Genomic DNA, 20280 nt, shown 5'->3' with positions numbered 1-20280 from the left:
TTTAGATTATATCTGCAATCAGGTTGGAGATGGAGCCAAAAAAATAAGATCAGAACCAGAATTAAAATTCAGTTCTGACTTATTTTCAGCATAATAAAAAAGTAAACGCCTATTTATAATGGGTAACAAGGTATTTTATGCTCATTCATTAAAACTTTCGGATAGCAATGTTGAAAGTATTACTATTCTTAGTTCTTTAGCCGTTTCACTTTTTAATAAACACGTAAGTCATAAAACAAGAAAGCCAAGTCTTATGACTTGGCTTTCTATTTGTTTTCCCTATTGGTTAAACTAGAGTTACACTATTTTCTGTGCTTCTTATTTAGGTTTTTAAGTAGTAACGAAATCATAAAACTGACTACAGCTCCTATAGCTGCTAAAATTATTGTTTTGACAATATCATCAGAAGAAAGATTGGGTATCATACTTAAAAATGTACCACCAGCTGTCCCTTTAAGGGTGGGATTATTGACTGTCATCTGTTATGGTCAGCTGACTTGTAGCTGAAAGGACACCACCTACAACTGCCATGTATCCACCAATGGTAGAAACCACAACAGGTAAGGCAATTGGTGCAGCTATAATTGTTCCACCAACAGCAGCTAATGTTAACCCAAGCGTTCGAAGCACTTTAAAAAACTTTGGTGTGGGAGCCGTAGCTCTTTTGATTATTTTTCTCATCATTCTATGCTTTTAAGATTGAATAATTAATGTTACTTTTTCTTTACTGCCTAGTGCTTTGTCTACTAGTTTTTTTAGCTTGACAAAAGCTTTTCTATACATTAACCCTACTCCAGCACCTGAAAGTTTGGTTACTGGAGCAATACAGCCTTTTAATTCAGATTGAGCATTGTTTGCGGGATGTAGAAGAATTCCCTTTCTACTGGGTACATCCATTATTACTAAATGCCATTTGTATTTTCTGCTGTATCTTTTTCTGATACCATATTCCCCCTCAGGAATGCAGGAAACCTTCGTTTCGTTTTCCTTCCAAGGTAATTCAATTGTATAACAAATGAGCTTACCGTCGCTTTCGAGTTTACCGTTTGTTCCGTTGGGGAAATAGCTTCTTGATAGTACTATCACCATATTACAACCCGACTACTTGTACTAAAGAAAGGGGGTTATACGCTCCGTTTTTCAAGGCATACATTTGTCCGTTTACCTCTTGATAAAACTCTACTCCTAAAGCTAAGAACAACGGATTGGTACTATTAGCACTTACTGCATTGTCTTGAGTGATGGGTGCAGTTAGTGTACTATCCCATGGTAAAACCGCTGTTTCTGAAGTAGTCACTTCAAACTTCTCTGCTTCAAAGTCGATAGCTGCTCCAGCTGAGATAATTTTGAAATGAGTAGTTCCTGCAGGTGCAGTAATCATGGTGGCAGGAACGAAGGGAGCCAAAGTCAATCCGATATTCCCAGAAACTCGGTCAATATTCGCTTCAAAAGGAGCAAACAAAGTTGTTCCTAACTTCCCTCCTATGTTGAATTCGAAACCCGTTAACAACTCTGCTTCCCCATCAATCACATTACGTAACCCCCTTGGGTTGGTCGCGTCAGCCTGAATGACTTTCGTCATGGATTGTGTCAAACGACTCACCATTCGAGCATCTGATGAATTTACCAACACTTGACGTAAAGCCACTCTCAACATTTTGCCCGCTTTGCCTGCTCTTCCGAATTCGGAACCATTCTCACGTGTTCTTTGAAATGCAGGGTCATTTGCTATTCTGTTGGCGTCTACACCGCCTTTTTCACGAGCTAAATGCCCGTCTTTTGTTTTATAGAAGGTAATATCTCCGATAGTCCCTTTCAATTTTATTATGCCATTTTGTTTAGCCATAACTTAAAAATTTACTGTTACTAATTAAATACACTTTTCATTCTTCTTTGAGTTGCAACTACTTCTGAATGAGTTGAGCAAATATTCAATCAAAAATGTCTTTATTCAAACAGCCTCTTTTCAAAACCAATCAAAACCATAAATAATCGACTTTTATCATCTTTTTTTTTATTAGTTGTTTTTTCTATATTTGAGTTGCTTAACAAGCAAGTATCCATAAAACATCAATAGTGATTCAAAGCAGCATCAGGGTATGTATCTATCCGAAAGACGTGCAGCGCATTATGGGAAAAGAATATGCTCAAGCAAGATTGTATTTGTTGAAAATAAAGAAGCACTTTAACAAAGCGCCTCATCAACTTATCTCTGTTGAAGAATTTTGCGAGTATACTGGACTTAAGATAGAGCATGTAGCACGTTGTATCGTTGGATAATTTTAAACAGTCAAACGTCTGCTAAGCTTGTATCCTTTCAACACACTAGTTCAATTACTAGTGTTGTTTTTTTTAGATTATAGGGCAATCTGTGTATAGTGCCTGAAATTTCAAGACTTTACTACTTAAAAAAGCCTGAACATTATTTGGATATGTTCAATTTTTTTTAGGAAAGTAGCTAAATAAAAAAGCAGAAAACAAAATTCAATATGGAAGAATTGATATACAAATTCAAAAATTAATTGAAAAGGTTTGAACAAAGTTAGAGTACCAAAAGCTTTCGGTTTCTGATAAAAAAAGTTGTTTCTTGCTTTTAAACAAATTATTATCAATATAATACACTTATACAATTTGGCAGTACTTTATTGAAGAAAGTACAAATAATAAAAAAAAGACTTTATTTAATTAAAAAAGATTAAAATGAAGTAAAACCAATAAACATCTTACAGTATAGTTCAAGATACGCTTCACTTGATTCTTACTTAATTGTTTGAAGACCTTTACATGTTGGGCAGCGCTTTTTTTTGAGTTTTTCATAAATAAAAAAAGTTTATTGAAACGAATTTCAATAAACTTTTGGGAATATCATATTTTACAAAGCTTCACAGCATTTTTACCAACCATTTTTGACTATTAAACCTTTTTATGCCTTTTTGGAATTGACTTCCTGTTATTGGCTTCCTACCGTTTTAAATTAAAGTTTTGGCTAAAGCCCGAATACAAAACTTATTTTAGTGAATGGGCTAAAGCCCATTCCTATTCAAATTGTGCAAACAATAGAATCAAATGATTCGATTATATTACGAGGCTAGCCAAACCAATACCAATTACAAAACTAATAATGGCGCAATAATCCCAAAACTAAGCATACCACTTGTATAATCCTTTGCGCCAAAAGCCGTTTTAGCATAGCTGGTGTACTCGAATTTTCTAGCGACATAACCTACATAAAATTTCATGTTAAGATTCTTAAAAGGCAAATATTCAACTGTTGGCGTCACACCATAACTGGAAGCTAGTCTAGATTCTCCAATAGGGTCAGGATTGCCTTCCCAATAAAAATTGGTATTCATCAGCGTTAAAAGTAAATTAATTTTTGGTTTAATCAAGTAACAAGCCCTCATCCAATGTCCGATGTAAAGTGCCTTTTCAGCAGCATATGGATATTGGCTATTGATAATATTTGATACAATTTTTCTACGATCCAACCCTTCATGAGAGTATTGAAAATCATAGTACAAAATAAAATTCTTTGATTTGAATTTATTTCCTAGAGCAATATAATTCATACTAACCCCATCTGCTTCGTGAAAAAAAGAATAACTATAGGTAGTTTCAAATTTTTTATTAAAGAAACTGCCCCTCCAATTCGACACAAATGCTAAGGGATAGTCTAAAGCAGCAATATTAGGTGGAGCCGTTTCACCATATTGTTCTTCGAAAGTTTTTGTTCTAGTATTTAAAATTTGAAAAGAAAGAGCATTACTTTTATTCTTGAAAGAATGTGAAATTTCGACTCCAACTAAAAAATTATCCGAATTTCCCACAATATCGTTGTATGCCAATATGTTAATTGGATTCATATCAAACTCCCATCCCCCGAAATCGGCCACTAACTTTCCGATAGAAATACTGGTTCTTGGAGTTAAATCAGCAGTTACAAAAGCCAAATCTATAGACCTTTTGACATTATCAAGATTTCCAATTTCGGATTCTCGAGTAAATCTATCCCGAAATCTAAACCGGATTTTATCATGAATCCTTCCTTTAATTTCAAATCTAAATTGATCCACATTAAATTTTGATACGTTATGATTTCCGTCTAAAAAGTTACTACCAAAAGCGAAACGAGAATTAAATATAAAATCAACATTCCGTAGCAAAGTCAGCTTTGAAACAGGAAACAAAGATTGGACAGAATCAACAACAAACTGTTCCCCTTCATTTGATTGTTTTTCCATTTGTCCCATTTGTTCAACTTGTCCAATTGCTAAAATTGGATAAAAAAATAATATGATATAAATAAAGTATTTGTTCATTACTTATAGTTTTTTTTAGAAGCAATACAAAGCAATTAGTTTCTTAGAATGAAAACATAGAATTATTCCCAAAAAAAATATACTAGTTCCAATTGTAAAAGAATATGTAATACACTTACTTTTTGATTTATATAAAACCAAAAAAAGAGATGAAAACAAAAAAAACATTTACCTCGGCAAATGTTTTTTTGTCAAAACCATTACAAAATCAATGATTTCATAACAATTTCAAGACCCAGAAGCCCTATTATTTCCCCATTTGCATCATGACTTACTTTAATATTGAGGGACATACATCTTAGTCTTAATGAATTCTCTAATATTTTCTGGACGTTCTACAGTAGCTAAACCAGCATTGAAAATTTCTTCTGTAATCTTAACCGCAACATTCAAAGAAACTTCTAAAATATCTGAAATATTAGGATAAATTAAGCCTTTTTCAAAATCTTCGATAGCAACTTGTTCTGCAACCGCCTCTGCGGCAACCAATAACAAATCATCAGTAACTCTTTTGGCTTCGGTCGCAAAAACGGCTAAGCCAAGTGCTGGAAAGATGTAAATATTATTACCTTGTCCAGGATAGAAAACCTTTCCTTCATATTCTACTGGCTCAAAAGGGCTACCACTCGCAAAAATAGCCTTGCCCTTACTCCATTTGTAAGCTTGTTCTGCCGTACATTCAGAATGTGAGGTTGGATTGGAATAAGGAAAAATGATCGGTCTTTCATTCACCAAAGACATATTTTCAATTACTTCTTGATTAAAAGCTCCTCCCACAGTACTCACCCCAATAATGGCGGTTGGCTTTACAGAAAGAACTGCTTCTGCAAAACTGGTACATAGTTTACCTTTATGAGCAAATTGTAATTGGTGTTCTAACAAATCTGTTCTTTCTTCTACAATAAGACCATTGATGTCAAACATCCAGATTCGATTTAAAGCTTCTTCTTTAGATAAGCCGTCTTTTATGAATTTATTTGTCAACATATCAGCAATTCCAAAAGCAGCGGCTCCAGCTCCTAAGAACAAGAAACGTTGCTCTTTGAACGTTTTGCTAGTTAATCGACTGATAGCAATAAAACCTGCCGTTGCTACAGCTGCCGTTCCTTGAATGTCATCATTAAAAGTACACACTTTATTTTTGAACGTATTCAAAATACGAATGGCATCTACCCCGGGAAAATCTTCCCACTGAATGCATATTTTAGGAAAAACTTCATTGACTGCTGCCACAAATGCTGCCACAAAATCATCAAACTCTTTTCCTCTAACTCTTTTTCTTTTTAATCCAGGATATAAAGGATCATTTAAGAACTCCTCATTATTTGTTCCTACATCAAGTACTATAGGCAAAGTATATTCTGGAGGAACTCCTCCACAACTGGTATACAAAATCAACTTACCTATTGAAATACCAATTCCATAAATACCTAAATCTCCTAAACCTAAAATACGCCCTCCATCTGTTACAACAGTGAAACGCACATCCTCTTCAGGCCAATTTTTAATAATTTCTTTGATATTATTTTTTTGCTCAATTGAAATATACATTCCTCGGGGTCGTCTAGAAACTTGTCCAAAATGTTGACAAGCTTCACCAACAGTGGGTGTATAAACAATAGGTAAGAATTTCTTCGGGGCAGTTGAAACCGTTTTAAAAAACAATCGTTCGTTATTTTCGAGCAATTGCATCAAAAAAATGTATTTATTAATCGGTTTGTTTAACCTACTTATCTGATTAAGCACTCTTTCAACTTGATTATCAATAGTTTCTATCGCTTCAGGAAGTAAGCCAATTAAATTATATTTTTCCCTTTCTTCCATTGAAAAGGCTGTCCCCTTGTTTAACTTAGGATTCCGTAAAATGTCATAACCCGATACTCTTTCCATACTTTCATGATTAATTCGTTACTAATTTAAGCCCTAGAATAACAAAATGTATTCCTGAAATAGAACTTTATTTCATTTCTAAAAACAAAAAGAACTTCTTATGAACTTAAGTTACACCCCATAGCTCTATTTTTCTCCTTCCAAATTGAATATTACAACACATTTATAGGAGCTACAACTCCGATGCTGAATTGTCCGGTGGAATAATCTTTGGCTCCAAAAGTAGTTTCAGCATAGGAAGTATAGTTAAATGTTCGACCAACAAAACAGGCAAAGAATCTTAAATACAAATTTTTGAAAGGCAAATATTCAATCGTTGGAATGTATCCAAAACTTCTCGACAACAATTGGTTACCTTCGGGATCTGGATTATCATTCCATCGATGATTACTGTTCATCAGAGTGAGTATAAAACTTAGTTTTGGAGTAACTAAGTATTCACCTCTGATCCAATTTTCGATATATCGAACATCTGTTGCAGCATAATTGTACTTTGGTATTATTATTCTAGAAATGATTCCTTTTCGATCTAATCCTTCACGGGAATAATGAAAATCATAATACAATAAGAACTTATCCCATTGCAACTTATTCCCTAGCACAAAATAATGCATTTTGGCAGCAGCTGATGCTTCATTAAAAAAACTATAACTATAAGTAGTTTGCCATTTTCCCTTAAACATGCTCCCGCGCCAATTACCAACAAAAGCCAAAGGATTTGCTACAGGCTGAATACCCGGTGGAATGTATTGTCCGTAAATTTCTTCAAAAGTTCTTGTTCTAGAATTGAGTACTTGAAAGGAAAAATAATGCTGTTTATTGGCATTCGTATGCCCAATCCCCGCTCCAACTAAAAATGCATCTGAGTTTTGTAGAATATCGTTGTACTGCATAATATCCAAGGGATTAAAATCAAATTCATATCCGCCCCAATCTGCAAATAATTTTCCCACTGTTAGATGTGTTCTAGGTGTCACGTCGATTTTGAGAAAAGCGATATCTACTGCTGTGCTAATATTATCTAAATTGCCAGGAATCGGTTCTTGTGTGAATCGTTCTCTAAAGCGAAAATGGATCTTTTCGTGAATTTTCCCCTTAAATTCTATCCGCAATTGACTGCCTTTGAAGTTGGTTAGCATATGCTCTGCATTATTACTATAGGAATCTAACCCAAAGCGAGTATGAAAAATTATATCCGTATCCTTCAATAAACCTTGCTTCTTAATAGGAATAATGGAACGTAAAGAGTCAGGTACTAACAAAACACCTTCTGTAGTTTGTTTTTGAATTTGTTGACCATAGCCAGAATTGCACCACCAAAAAAACAAGAGCACTATGAAGTATTGAATTTTCATAATCTAATATTAAGAAAAACCGTTGGGTGAAATTAGTTTTTTGAAGCTTTTTTTAATTAGTTCGAGTGTTTTTTAATAAAAATATATCTAGAACAAGATAAACTTTCATTAAAAAACACTCGAACTGACGTTTTTGTTTAAGAAAGGTTTCGACTGCGCTCAACCTGACAAACCAAATGTCATTTATATTGCTCTTTTCCGCATAAAAAATAGTCCTCAAACTCACGCTTATTTGGTAATTTCACCCAACGGGTTAAAAAAGAACCATTTTATGGCACCACAACAGTACCGGAAAAAAAACGATTACTTCCTCCAAAAAAACACAAACCTATTCTAGTTCTACACCGTTAAAGCAGTAAATACTACAACACCAACAACGGTGCTACTAACCCAATTCCTAAAAGTCCCGTAGAGTAATCTTTTACCCCAAAGGTAGTTTCGGCATATTTCGTGTAATTAAATTTTCTAGCGGTATAGGCTAGGTAAAATCGAATATTATGATCTTTGAAGGGCATAAACTGAACGGTTGGAATAATCCCATAACTAGTTGAAAGTTTCGAACATCCGTTAGCATCGGGATTCCCTTCCCAAGAGTGATTACTATTCATCACTGTCAAAAGCAAATTCACTTTTGGAGTCACTAGATATTCTGCACGCAGCCAGTTTTCAAGATATGTCGCGTCTTGTGCAGCATATTGGTATTGACTACTTATGATATTTGACACAATGCCCTTACGATCAATATTTTCTTTGCTGTATTGGAAATCATAATAAAGTACCAATTTATTTGCAGTAAACTTGTTTCCAAGAGCAAAGTAATTCATATGAGAATTTTTGGCTTCATTAAAGAAACTATAACTATAGGTAGTTTCTAATTTACCATCAAAAAAGCTACTTCTCCAATTGGCCACGAAAGCTAAAGGCGCTTTAGAAGGCGTTATATCTGGAGGTGCTGTTGCCCCGTATTGTTCTTGAAAAGTTTTCGTTCTTGAGTTTAAGATTTGAAATGATAATGAATTTTTCTTATCGGCAAAAGTATGAGCCACTCCAACCCCTACTAAAAAGTTGTCGGCATTTTCGATAATATCATTATAGGTAAGAATATCAATTGGGTTAAAATCAAATTCGTATCCTCCCCAATCGGCACACATTTTACCGATAGTAAAATTGGTTCTTGGAGAAAGATCAACCTTTACAAAAGCCATATCTACAGATCTACTGATATTATCAAGATTTCCTGGTATAGGTTCTCTAGTGTATCTATCACGGAATCTAAAAGAGACTTTTTCATGAATTTTTCCTTTAATTTCAAGACGTAATTGATCGTAATTGAATTTTGACCCTGTATGACTTCCATCTAAAAAACCACTATTGAAAGCCACTCTAGTGTTAAAAATCACATCGACATCCCTTAACAACGATTGTTTTTTTATTGGAATTATTGATCGTATGGTGTCTCGATTTGAAAGCACACCTTCGTTTGTTTGTTTATCTTGGCCAAAACTGGCATTGAAACAAAAACAAACCATAAGTAAAAAATATACTTTTTTCATAAATTATATATTTAAAGAATAAATGAACCCAATAAAAAACCTACGGCAATAGCAACACCAATTGCGACTACACCTGGCACCATAAAACTATGATTAACAACGAATTTACCAATTTTAGTACTACCGGTTCTGTCAAAATTAATAGCCGCCAAAAGAGTTGGATACCCAGGCAAAACAAAATCACTATTTACTGCAGGGAAAATTGCCATCAATGCTCCTGGTGGTAGACCTAAAGCCATTCCCAGAGGCATCATAGTTTTAGTAGTTGCAGCTTGACTAAACATCAGTACTCCAAGCGCAAAAACGGCTATTGAAAAAGTCCAAGGATGCTCTTTTACCACGCCGCCCAAAACATCTTGAATCAATACTGCGTTGTGTCCCATGAATGTTGAACTCATCCAAACCACTCCAAAAACAGATACCACCGCAGAGGCCATCGAAGTAAATAAACTCATCTTAGTAACTTCAGCAGCGCTCGTTTTGGTAATCAACATCATAGCAGCCGAAGCGGATAAAGTAACCACTCCGATAATAGTTACCATTGTCAAAGATCCTTTCTCGTTTACAGCTAAAGTTTTAGCTCCCGCTTCAAAATGGGGCACTAACTCTGGAAATGCACCTGCAATAACGATCATTAAAATAGCTACTGAAAAAATAAGAACTGCAGTTTTGGCTCCAGGTTTTAATTCTTTTTGCTGCGCTACATCATCACTATCCAAACTAGCTGCAAATTGTGGGTCTTTCATCTTCTCGATAAAAATAGGATCATTTACTAACTCAACTCCTTTTTTATAGACAGAAAAACACCCCACCGTAAGCCCAATCAAACAAGCAGGAATACAGATAATCATGATGTCTACCAAGGCTCCTGGATACCCTAAAATTACTACCAACGCCGCAGTTGCCGCACTCATCGGGCTTCCTGTTAAAGCCAAATGTGAAGCAATTACCGAAATACTCAATGGTCTTTCAGGTCGAATACGCTTTTTAGCCGCCACCTCAGCAATAATAGGCAACAAGGAATAAACAATATGGGCTGTACCTGCAAACAAACAAAGAAAAAACACCGTAAAGGGAGCTATAAAAGTGATGTTTGAAGGGTTACTTTTAATTATTTTCTCGGCCAATTGCACTAAATAATCTAAACCTCCAGAAGCCTGAAGTGTTGCAGCAGTAGTTACGATGGCCATTATTATCAACATTACATCTAATGGTGGATTGGTAGGTCTCATATTAAATCCTAATATAAAAATGAGCAATCCTACCATACCCATCACCCCAAGACCAATGCCTTTCATTTGCGAACCAATAAGGATCATCGCCAATAAAACACTAAACTCTATCCAAAACATACACGGTGTTTTTTAATTTGATTCTTAAAAATTTGGATTCTAGTATTCAAAAAAATTATCTTGAATTTTAGCTCTATCTGAAGTCTCAGTCAAAGAAAGCATCAATAAAACTCTTGCTTTTTGTGGATTCAAATCATCGGCTACTACAAAGCCTAATTCAGCATCATTTACTTCATTTTCTAAAGTGATTCTTCCTGAATTTGCTCTAGCAGAACGACATACCACTACTCCTTTTTTAGAAATATCCGCTAGGGCTTTTCCAACAGGTTCCCCAAAATTACCATTTCCCATACCTGCATACACTAATCCTTTTAAAGCGGGAATAGTAGACAAATTAGAAACTGTTTCAGGACTAGCATCAGCATAACCGTATACTATTTCTACTTTTGGAAGTTCATTCAATTTACTGACATCAAATTTTTTGGAGGGATTACGTAATGACTGGTAGTAGTAGCTAACTTTACCATCGTATATCAAACCAATTGGACCAAAATTGGTAGATCTAAACGTTTCTAAATTGGTGGTACTTGTTTTAGTAACATCTCTAGCATCGAAGACTTTTTCGTCCATAGCTACAATTACTCCTTTGCCTTGACTTTTTGGGTTGGCTGCTACCATTACAGCATCCAATAAATTACGATTTCCATCTTGACTCATAGCAGTAGAAGGACGCATTGCTCCAACAAGAACAACAGGTTTGTCAGACGTAACAGTTAAATCTAAAAAGTAAGCCGTTTCACCTTGTGTATCCGTTCCATGAGTTACCACTACTGCATCGGCTAGATTATCTTTAAAAATTTGATTGATTCTTTTCGCTAATTTCAACCAAGTCACCACGTTCATGTCTTGGCTTCCAATTTGTGCAATTTGCTCTCCTGAAATTTTTCCGTATTTGTGAATGTCTGGAACAGCATTTAACAAATCATCAATTGGCACCTTTCCTGCAGTGTAGGCTGCTTTAGTAGCTGATTCACCTGATCCTGCAATGGTTCCTCCCGTTGCTAAAATGATAATTCTTGGTGCATTTTTATCTGTATTTTTTTGAGCATTCGTTGCAATAGAGAAAGTCAAAATTGCAACATATACAATTGAAATAATTTTTTTCATCATAATAAATTTATATTTGTAAAATAAGTAAGATTAACTTATGCGTTAATAAACCTTGGATTAATCAAATTTTCTATAGAATAGATTTCATCCCATTTTTCTTGAGTAATTAATTTGCGTTCTACTACAGCAATTTGGTGTACGCTTTTGCCTGTCTTAAGAGCCTCTCCCGCTATACTTGCACTTTCTTCATACCCTAAAATTGGATTGAGCTGCGTTACTATACCAATACTATTCATCACTAAATCATAACAGTGTTGCTCATTGGCTGTAATTCCAACAATACACTTATCAATTAAAGTATGAATGGCTTTAGTTAAGTAATCCAAAGAGGTAAACATAGCAAAGGCGATTACAGGCTCCATCACGTTTAATTGTAATTGTCCTGCCTCAGCTGCCATAGTAACGGTTAAATCTTGACCAATTACATAGAAACATGTTTGGTTTACTACTTCTGGAATTACTGGATTTACTTTTCCTGGCATAATAGAAGAACCTGGTTGTCTTGCTGGTAAATTAATTTCATTAAAACCAGTTCGTGGCCCTGAACTTAACAATCGTAAATCATTACAAATTTTAGACACTTTGACTGCTGTTCTTTTCATGGTTCCCATAATTTGAACATAGGCGCCAGTATCTACAGTAGCTTCAATTAAATCTGGTGATAATGACAAAGGAATACCTACCTCTTTGGCTAAATAACTTACACATAATTCTGGGTAACCTTCTGGTGCATTCACTTTAGTCCCAATGGCCGTAGCTCCCATATTAATCTCGAGCACTAAACTTTGAGCCTCTTTTAGACGCTTAATATCTTCGCTAATTGTAGTGGCATAAGCATGAAACTCTTGACCCAAAGTCATAGGAACAGCGTCCTGTAATTGGGTACGTCCCATTTTTAGCACACTATTAAATTCTTTTCCTTTAGCGGTGAATGATTTTTCCAATTCAGAAAGTGACGCTATAAAACTTTCCATTTTTAGGTATAAAGCAATACGAAAAGCAGATGGATAAGCATCATTAGTAGATTGCGAGCAATTAACGTGATTGTTAGGATGCAAAAATTGGTATTCACCTTTTTTATGACCTAAATATTCTAAACCAATATTAGCAATTACCTCATTAGCATTCATATTAACAGAAGTACCAGCTCCTCCTTGAATCAAATCGCTAACAAATTCTTGATCAAATTTACCAGCAATTACTTGATCACTTCCATAACAAATAGCCTCAGCAATTGTAGCATCTAAAACACCACAGTCTTTGTTAGCTAATGCCGCAGCTTTTTTCACATAGCCTAGGGCTTTTATAAATAAAGGTTCTTTAGATATTGGAATTCCAGTAATGTTGAAATTCTCAACCGCTCTAAACGTTTGAACGCCGTAATACAATTCATTTGGAATCTCTAATTCTCCTAAAAAGTCATGTTCTAATCTTGTTGATTTCATATTAAAAAAGTATTAAGATTGTTTAAAATTAAAATGTAAAATTATAAAACATATTTAACAAAAAATCAATTTTTAAGCCAAAAAATAACAATAAAGCATAATTTAAATATTTTTTAACTTAAATTAATATAATATACCTATTTAGTTAACATAAGCACGTCAAAAGTTATCAAAAACAAAAAAAAACACAATTACCTGACAATGTATACTTTACAAAAGTAAAACAAAAAAAGCTAATGTTTAATCTTAAACATTAGCTTTTTATAAAGTTATAGTATTTTACTTTCTTAAATCAACTACTCGTCACCTGAGGCATGGTCATGATGAAAAATATCTTTGGTATTACCGGTAAAGTAAAAGAAAAGACGAAGCGTGTGATTAGAGTCATATTGATAACCACTATATTTTTGTTGTATCACGTTCATGTATCCAAAATCATAACTCCATTTGGGATTGATATTTTGGCGAATCCCGATAAAAATACGGTTTTGATCCATTGAATTATAAACTACTTCTTTTCCAAAATGCATTAAAAGTTCGTCTGCTACAACTAAGGAAGGTAATTTTTTATCATTAAATACGGGAATTGTAAAACTTAACAAATAACGAATACGATTAGTAAACCGAGTGTCTACAGCTCTATCATTTACCATTTTATCTTGCCAACGTTGTTCATTACGAATACGTTGTAACATACTAACGTTTCCGATTTTGGATGAATATAATACTTGTTGAAAGATTCTGTTTTCGTCGGCAAAATTAGACCATTCCGGTTTTGAAGGCGCAAGCCACAAGTGAGCATAACCCGCAGCGAGAGTAAGTTTTGGATACGGACTATACGTAATCCCCGTTCTTGCAAAATAAAAATTTTCTTTATCTGCAAAATCCGTACGCCTAATATGAAAATCATTCATTGTTCCCCAACGGTCATTAAATTTTAGTACCGTATTAAGACTTATCCAAGTTTGTGCTTGATCGTTAATTTCTTTTTTTTGTGGAGTTTGTGCTGAATTTATATAGGTAGTAAATAAAAACAGAACTAAAAAAATACGTGACATTTTATATGTATTTAAGATTAAAATTCAGAATCTATTTTTGGAATAGATCCCTTTACTATTCAAATCCAAATTTAAACATTTTCAAGGCAAGTAACCCCAAAATATAACTAAAAAACCAATCCCTCTCAGTTATAAGTAATTGATAGTCACGATATCGTTTTCATTTTTCAAGATCAAATCCTCTTTCTGAAGTATCCCTGACAAACACGTAAAAAAGAATGAATTAAACCCTGCAAATAAGGATTCTATAAAACGCTCACATATAAAACAAAAAATTAGGTTTTCAATTTTTTCTTTTTGGCTGCTGGAAACAATACATTGTTCAAAATCAATCGATAGCCGGGTGAATTGGGATGTAGATCGAGTACCGTAGCTGGATCCCCCACTTGATGTTGAAAATCTTCGGGATCATGCCCACCATAAAAAGTGAACATACCTTTCCCTTTTTGTCCATGAATGTATCGGGCTTCACCATTAAGTTCACAACTTCCTAAAACAAGAATGTTTGATTTGACCAACTCGGCATCAAAAGCGGTGGTTTGTCCCATAAATCCTTTGACTAATTGAGTGTGATTTTGGCACAACATACTAGGTACAGGATCCCATTTTGCAGAAAATTCCATCAAGGTAAAATAATCTTTTTCCATTGGAATTTTTCGTCTACCTGTCATGTCGATATTAGAAAACTCATATTGTTCAGGTCGACGCTCCAAAGTGAAATTTTTAAAAGCAAAAGAACGCTCAAAATTCAACTGAGCTTGATAATTGGATGCACTTGCGTCCCCATCGAACATGGTTTCGCAAATATCAATTCCATTGGCAGCTAAAGCAATATCAAAACTATCGGTAGCAGAACACATAGCAAACATAAATCCACCACCAATCACAAAATGACTAATTTTTTGAGCCACCGCACCTTTTTCATCCGAGACTTTAGCATACCCTAATTTTTTGGCTAATAGCTCAGCTTCTTTTTTTTGCTCAATGTACCAAGGTGTATTTTTATAGGCTCCATAAAATTTCCCGTATTGTCCCGTAAAGTCCTCATGATGCAAATGTAGCCAATCATACAAAACCAATTGATCCGTTAAAACTTCCTCATCATATACTGCCGTGAACGGAATCTCAGCATACGAAAGCACTAATGTTACAGCATCGTCCCAAGGCTGTTTCCCCTTAGGGGTATAAACGGCAATTTTAGGCGCTTTTTCTAACAAAACAGATTCTGTGTTTTGAGATGGACTAGCTATTTGTTTTAGTAATTCCACTTCTTCAGTATCAGAAATCAATTCGAAACTCACCCCGCGTATTTTACATTCTTTTCGGATTTCAGGCGCATCGGGCAATAAAAAAGAGCCTCCTCTGTAATTAAGCAACCAACTGGCTTTGTAGTCTTTATCCAAACACCAATACGTAATCCCATAAGCTTTTAGATGATTTTGCTGAGAAAATTCATCCATAGGTAACAAGATAAAACCTGCATTGGCAACAATTGAGATTGTAAAAAAAATAAAACTATAGAAATATTTAGCATTCATAGCAACGACTGTATTTCGAAGTGATTAAAGAAGTGATCTATCCTATTTTATACCTAAGAAACAAAGTATCCCATTTCAACAAAAGTCTTCTGTTTTTCAAAAAAATAAGGAGTAAATAAGAAACACGTAAAACTACTTATTATCAATTTAATGAAACAAACTATTTTTGAAAAGTAAAAGAAAAACCTATGAAATATACTGTTAACTATAATAACCAAACCCCAAAGCACGTGGAAAACTCAGGCACCTTTAAAAAAATACTTATTTGCTTTTTGACTATTTTGTTGATCGCATTTTATGTACTATCCTTTCAGTTTTTACTGAGCAATTAACCAAATTAGTTTAGTCCAATTTGACTAATTCATTTTGTAAAGCATACACAACAAGGCCGGCTACATTTCTGGAGTCGGTCTTTAATAACAAATTCGTACGGTGCCCCTCTACCGTTCTTGGGCTTATAAAAAGATACTCTCCTATTTCATGTGCATTTTTTTGCTTACAAATTAATCGCAATACTTCAAGCTCTCGATCCGACAGCAAACTTTTATCCAACGGGCTTTTTAACTTACTACCTGACAACACCACTTCTTTTATCACCTTGCGAACATAATCTGAATAATAAAATCCTTTACTTGCGACTTCATTCAACGTGAAAACCAATTCTGCAGGGGAGGCATTTTTTAACATATACGACACCGCTCCAATATCAATCATATTGGCTACAAACGACTTGGTATCATAGCTCGTCAAAGCTATAATTTTCACATCCGGAAATTCTCTATGTATGATTTTTGTGGCTTCTACTCCATTAACAACAGGCATTTTCAAATCTGTAATCACAATATCAGGAAGGACCTCCGTTGATCTTAAAAAAGAAATCAATTCTTGTCCATTGGATGCTTCATGAAGAATAGAGAAATTAGGCTCACGCCCTAAAATGAACGCTAAGCCCTTTCGGAACAATTCTTCATCATCTACCAATACAATTTTAATATCTTGACTCATCGCTAAAAAATAATTTCTACGGTTACTCCCTTGTTCACTTCAGAATGAAAAGACAAACTCCCATTTAAAAATGAAACTCTACTTTCAATATTCTTTAATCCCAACCCTTTTTGATGTTCTTCGCAGCTTTCATCAAAACCAATACCATTGTCGGTATACAAACACTTAACGTATTGACCATCGGGCCTAAAACTAATGGTCATTTTGGTAGCTTTACCGTGACGAATGGAATTATTTAAGAGTTCTTGCAAAATTCGAAACACATGCAATTGCCTACGAATATCAGACTCTTCAAAAGTCACTTCGTTAGTATACTCCACTTGTACGCCTTTGGTGGAGCTAAAATCCATACACAATTCCTCGACGCCTGCATCCAAACCAAACTTTTCCAGCACTGGGGGCAACAAATCATGCGCAATTTTCCTTGAATTCTCCAAAGCCTTTCCGGTCAAGGTAATAACATTGGTTTTAATTTCTTCCAATTCAATAGCCGAAAGATTAGGAGTGGTTAACAAATGTGCGTTCAACGCTACCACATTCAATTTTGAACTAATATCATCATGCAAATCTTGTGCGATACGCTTGCGCTCTGTTTCTTGCGTTTCGATTACTGCCTTTAATAGCTTTTTTTGGTGCGCAATTTCAGTATCCTTTTTTTCAATTTCTTTTTGGATAATTTTTTTTCTGGAAAAATAGAAGAACACTATAATGATCCCCGCCAAAATCATAAAAAAGAAAGAGGTGTATAGAATAACCAAAACAATCTCTTTTTCAGAAATGGAAGCTGATGTCATGCACTAGGTGGTATTTAATTTATGTTCTTAGAACGTCAAAAATAGTGCTTTTACGATTAACTATTGCTTATACTTCATATAAAAGTATGTTATTGCATTTTTTTTTGTAGAAAACTCACCTTCCATTCGTACAAAATAAATAAATAGTAAATTACAATTAAGACTGAATTAAAAATCCAAAGTAAAAACTTGAATTCATTACTCAATTTAGCATTGATGTTTCCAACTACAAAAACCATGGTACTCGCTAATAAGTAAATAATAAGACCAATAGTAAAATAGTAATATTTCTTTACGGTGGTAAGCATATTGTACAAATGTATAACAGCAAACACAATGACACTCAAATTAGCAATCACTATAACGAACAAGTTATACTGAAAAAATTGCTCAGAATCGAGCCAACTCTGTATTCCTATGCCAGTTAAAACCAAAGCTGTTGTGCAATAAATTACCCTTTTTTGCACTTTCAAACAAGTTAAAGAACCATAAAAAAACCCCAACAAAATCATTTGCCCAATAAAAAATAAATTCATCAAAAATAAATTTTTTATATGCAAATGATACAATGCTTCCATACTTAACTGTATGATTGTGACAAATAACAAATAGAACAAGAAAAAGCCATTAACCTTTTCTTTTTTGAAAAAGCTAATGGCAAATAAACTCAAATTTAGCAATAAAATACCATATGCTAAATAAAGAAAAAAATCAACCATCTTAATTATTCATTGGACTCTCTGGATCTCCAAAAGGAGGGCATGGACGACCACCATCGAAAACAATTGGCTCATCTCCTAAAGTTTTAGCTACTCCTGCATTTTCTGGAAAAACGTCTTCAAAAATCCCTGTTTTAGCATTCAATACTGTTCCTACCAACATCAAGGTTTCCTCGCCAGCTGTATTAATTCCTTTGTAGGCACGAACAGCATCGATTTGCTGGTTCATTACCATTTGTAGCGATTCTAACGGAATTAAATAGGCGTCTACTTTTTTAGATTTAGCCTTTTCCTTCGGCTCCTTGAATTTTTTTACCCATTCTTGAGCGGTTGGCAACGTGATTTCAATTTTTCCTGGGAATTTTTCTTCAGTCATAACGTAAAAATATATTGGTTAATAATAGTTTGGGCTAAATTAGAGTATTTTTAAGACTTAAGAAAAGAAAAAAAGGAAGAATTATCTTTTATAAATTAAAACGGTACATCACTATCATCATCAGGATCATTGTTAAAAGTACTACCAAAGGCTTCATGCGCTGAAGGCAAATTTTTAGTAAAGTCATCCTGATTCATACTTGACGGTAAATCGTCATAGCCACTACTATAATCCTCTAAGTTGTCGAATTTTCCTAAGTTACCCACAAACTTCAATCGCACATTTTCCAATCCACCATTACGGTGTTTGGCGATAATAAACTCGGCCTGACCTGCCGTTGGAGATTGCTCCTCGTCATCCCATTCTTCAATTTTATAATATTCAGGACGATAAATAAACGATACAATATCGGCATCCTGCTCAATCGCTCCCGATTCACGAAGATCCGATAGCAAAGGGCGTTTACTAGATCCACGGGTTTCCACCGCACGCGATAACTGTGAAAGGGCGATCACAGGAACATTTAACTCCTTAGCCAAGGCTTTCAAGTTTCGAGAGATGGTCGAAATTTCTTGTTCACGGTTTCCTCCTCCTTTTCCACCACCACCAGCAGTCATTAATTGCAAATAATCGACAATGATCAATTTAATGCCGTGTTGCGATGCCAAACGACGACATTTGGCACGTAAATCAAAAATAGAAAGCGAGGGCGAATCATCGATAAACAAAGGCGCTTTTTCTAAGTTTTTCACTTTGGTACTCAATTGTTCCCACTCGTGTTTTTCTAACTTACCCGTACGGAGTTTTTCAGAAGATAAGCCTGTTTCAGAAGAAATCAAACGGGTAATTAACTGCACCGACGACATCTCTAATGAAAATACAGCTACGGGTTTTTGAAAATCGATCGCAATATTACGCGCCATTGACAATACAAAAGCCGTTTTACCCATACCTGGACGGGCGGCAATAATAATCAAATCCGAAGGTTGCCAACCAGAAGTTACTTTGTCTAGCTTTTCAAAACCAGTAGCTACACCACTTAATCCTTCTTGACCTGCAATTTCTTCAATACGTTTCTTGGCTTGTAACACTAAACTTTGCGCCGTTTCGGAACTACGTTTCACGTTACCTTGGGTTACCTCGTATAATTTGGATTCAGCTTTGTCTAACAAATCAAACACATCGGTGGTTTCATCGTATGAATCTTCGATAATTTCGGAAGAAATTCGAATCAAACTACGCTGAATAAATTTTTGCAGAATGATTCTCGAGTGAAATTCGATATGCGCTGAGGATGAAATTTTTTGAGTCAATTGAATCAAATACAAATCGCCTCCTGCAAGGTCTAATTTGGCGTTTTTTCTCAACTGAGCCGAAACTGTTAATAAGTCAATAGGTTGAGATTCTGTAAAGAGCTGAACGATAGCCTCAAAGATGTGTTTGTGCGCCTCTTTGTAAAAAGCATCGGGTTGCAAAATATCAATAACCTCATCTACACCCTTCTTGTCAATCATCATAGCTCCCAACACCGCTTCCTCTATTTCTAGGACTTGCGGAGGTAACTTTCCTTTTTCTAGGTTAATAATAGTGGAACGATCCACTTTTACAGGGTTTATAGATTTAAAATTTTCCATGTTGCTAATTTAAATAAAAATAGAGATAAAGCAGGTTAGAGTTATAACAGTGTTATGTTCATAACTAACCTTTTTTTGTTGATAACCATAAAAAAAGTCCGAGAACCAAAGGCTTCGGACTTCGAAATTTAA

At 34.8% G+C, this 20280-nt stretch carries 17 protein-coding genes; all 17 read right to left on the bottom strand.

The features are described 5' to 3' along the window. Nucleotides 1-465 precede the first annotated feature (465 nt). The 17 genes from AO58_RS0114955 to dnaB all read right to left on the bottom strand — a co-directional run bounded on the left by AO58_RS0114955 (nucleotide 466) and on the right by dnaB (nucleotide 20148). On the bottom strand, nucleotides 466-684 hold the full coding sequence (locus AO58_RS0114955; RefSeq protein WP_255211336.1) for a hypothetical protein: 219 nt from the start codon (nucleotides 682-684) through the stop codon (nucleotides 466-468). 9 nt (nucleotides 685-693) lie between these two features. Then, on the bottom strand, nucleotides 694-1089 hold the full coding sequence (locus AO58_RS0114950) for a DUF5675 family protein (protein WP_024982472.1): 396 nt from the start codon (nucleotides 1087-1089) through the stop codon (nucleotides 694-696). Between the two features lies 1 nt (nucleotide 1090). Beyond that, a complete protein-coding gene (locus AO58_RS0114945) occupies nucleotides 1091-1846 on the bottom strand; it encodes a hypothetical protein (RefSeq protein WP_024982471.1) in 756 nt (251 codons plus the stop codon). 1261 nt (nucleotides 1847-3107) lie between these two features. Beyond that, nucleotides 3108-4319, bottom strand: a complete 1212-nt coding sequence (locus AO58_RS0114935; RefSeq protein ID WP_024982470.1) for a porin — start codon at nucleotides 4317-4319, stop codon at nucleotides 3108-3110. A 276-nt stretch (nucleotides 4320-4595) separates the two neighbouring features. Then, nucleotides 4596-6209 carry an NAD-dependent malic enzyme gene (locus AO58_RS17350; RefSeq protein WP_035717897.1) on the bottom strand — a complete coding sequence of 538 codons (1614 nt, stop codon included), beginning with the start codon at nucleotides 6207-6209 and terminating at the stop codon, nucleotides 4596-4598. Between the two features lie 152 nt (nucleotides 6210-6361). Then, nucleotides 6362-7564 (bottom strand): porin, encoded by a 1203-nt coding sequence (locus AO58_RS0114925; protein WP_024982469.1) that lies wholly within the window; start codon nucleotides 7562-7564, stop codon nucleotides 6362-6364. A 362-nt stretch (nucleotides 7565-7926) separates the two neighbouring features. After that, nucleotides 7927-9117 (bottom strand): porin, encoded by a 1191-nt coding sequence (locus AO58_RS0114920; RefSeq protein WP_024982468.1) that lies wholly within the window; start codon nucleotides 9115-9117, stop codon nucleotides 7927-7929. A gap of 11 nt (nucleotides 9118-9128) precedes the next feature. After that, nucleotides 9129-10469 (bottom strand): anaerobic C4-dicarboxylate transporter family protein, encoded by a 1341-nt coding sequence (locus AO58_RS0114915; RefSeq protein ID WP_024982467.1) that lies wholly within the window; start codon nucleotides 10467-10469, stop codon nucleotides 9129-9131. A 39-nt stretch (nucleotides 10470-10508) separates the two neighbouring features. Next, nucleotides 10509-11576, bottom strand: a complete 1068-nt coding sequence (locus tag AO58_RS0114910) for a type II asparaginase (protein ID WP_024982466.1) — start codon at nucleotides 11574-11576, stop codon at nucleotides 10509-10511. A gap of 38 nt (nucleotides 11577-11614) precedes the next feature. Further along, on the bottom strand, nucleotides 11615-13024 hold the full coding sequence (gene aspA / locus AO58_RS0114905) for an aspartate ammonia-lyase (RefSeq protein WP_024982465.1): 1410 nt from the start codon (nucleotides 13022-13024) through the stop codon (nucleotides 11615-11617). 296 nt (nucleotides 13025-13320) lie between these two features. Continuing rightward, nucleotides 13321-14082 carry a DUF2490 domain-containing protein gene (locus AO58_RS0114900; RefSeq protein ID WP_024982464.1) on the bottom strand — a complete coding sequence of 254 codons (762 nt, stop codon included), beginning with the start codon at nucleotides 14080-14082 and terminating at the stop codon, nucleotides 13321-13323. Nucleotides 14083-14357: 275 nt separating this feature from the next. Beyond that, a complete protein-coding gene (locus tag AO58_RS0114895; RefSeq protein WP_024982463.1) occupies nucleotides 14358-15620 on the bottom strand; it encodes a hypothetical protein in 1263 nt (420 codons plus the stop codon). A 342-nt stretch (nucleotides 15621-15962) separates the two neighbouring features. Next, nucleotides 15963-16625, bottom strand: a complete 663-nt coding sequence (locus tag AO58_RS0114890) for a response regulator transcription factor (protein ID WP_024982462.1) — start codon at nucleotides 16623-16625, stop codon at nucleotides 15963-15965. A gap of 2 nt (nucleotides 16626-16627) precedes the next feature. Then, on the bottom strand, nucleotides 16628-17419 hold the full coding sequence (locus AO58_RS0114885; RefSeq protein WP_024982461.1) for a sensor histidine kinase: 792 nt from the start codon (nucleotides 17417-17419) through the stop codon (nucleotides 16628-16630). A gap of 89 nt (nucleotides 17420-17508) precedes the next feature. Next, nucleotides 17509-17955, bottom strand: coding sequence for a hypothetical protein (locus AO58_RS0114880; RefSeq protein ID WP_244530680.1), 447 nt, complete (start codon nucleotides 17953-17955; stop codon nucleotides 17509-17511). A gap of 184 nt (nucleotides 17956-18139) precedes the next feature. Beyond that, nucleotides 18140-18514 carry a hypothetical protein gene (locus AO58_RS0114875; RefSeq protein ID WP_024982459.1) on the bottom strand — a complete coding sequence of 125 codons (375 nt, stop codon included), beginning with the start codon at nucleotides 18512-18514 and terminating at the stop codon, nucleotides 18140-18142. Nucleotides 18515-18609: 95 nt separating this feature from the next. After that, nucleotides 18610-20148 (bottom strand): replicative DNA helicase, encoded by a 1539-nt coding sequence (dnaB, locus tag AO58_RS0114870; protein WP_024982458.1) that lies wholly within the window; start codon nucleotides 20146-20148, stop codon nucleotides 18610-18612. Nucleotides 20149-20280 lie beyond the last annotated feature (132 nt).

The sequence above is a fragment of the Flavobacterium succinicans LMG 10402 genome, assembly GCF_000611675.1.
Taxonomy (GTDB): domain Bacteria; phylum Bacteroidota; class Bacteroidia; order Flavobacteriales; family Flavobacteriaceae; genus Flavobacterium; species Flavobacterium succinicans.
This window is presented reverse-complemented; position numbering and strand designations above follow the sequence as displayed.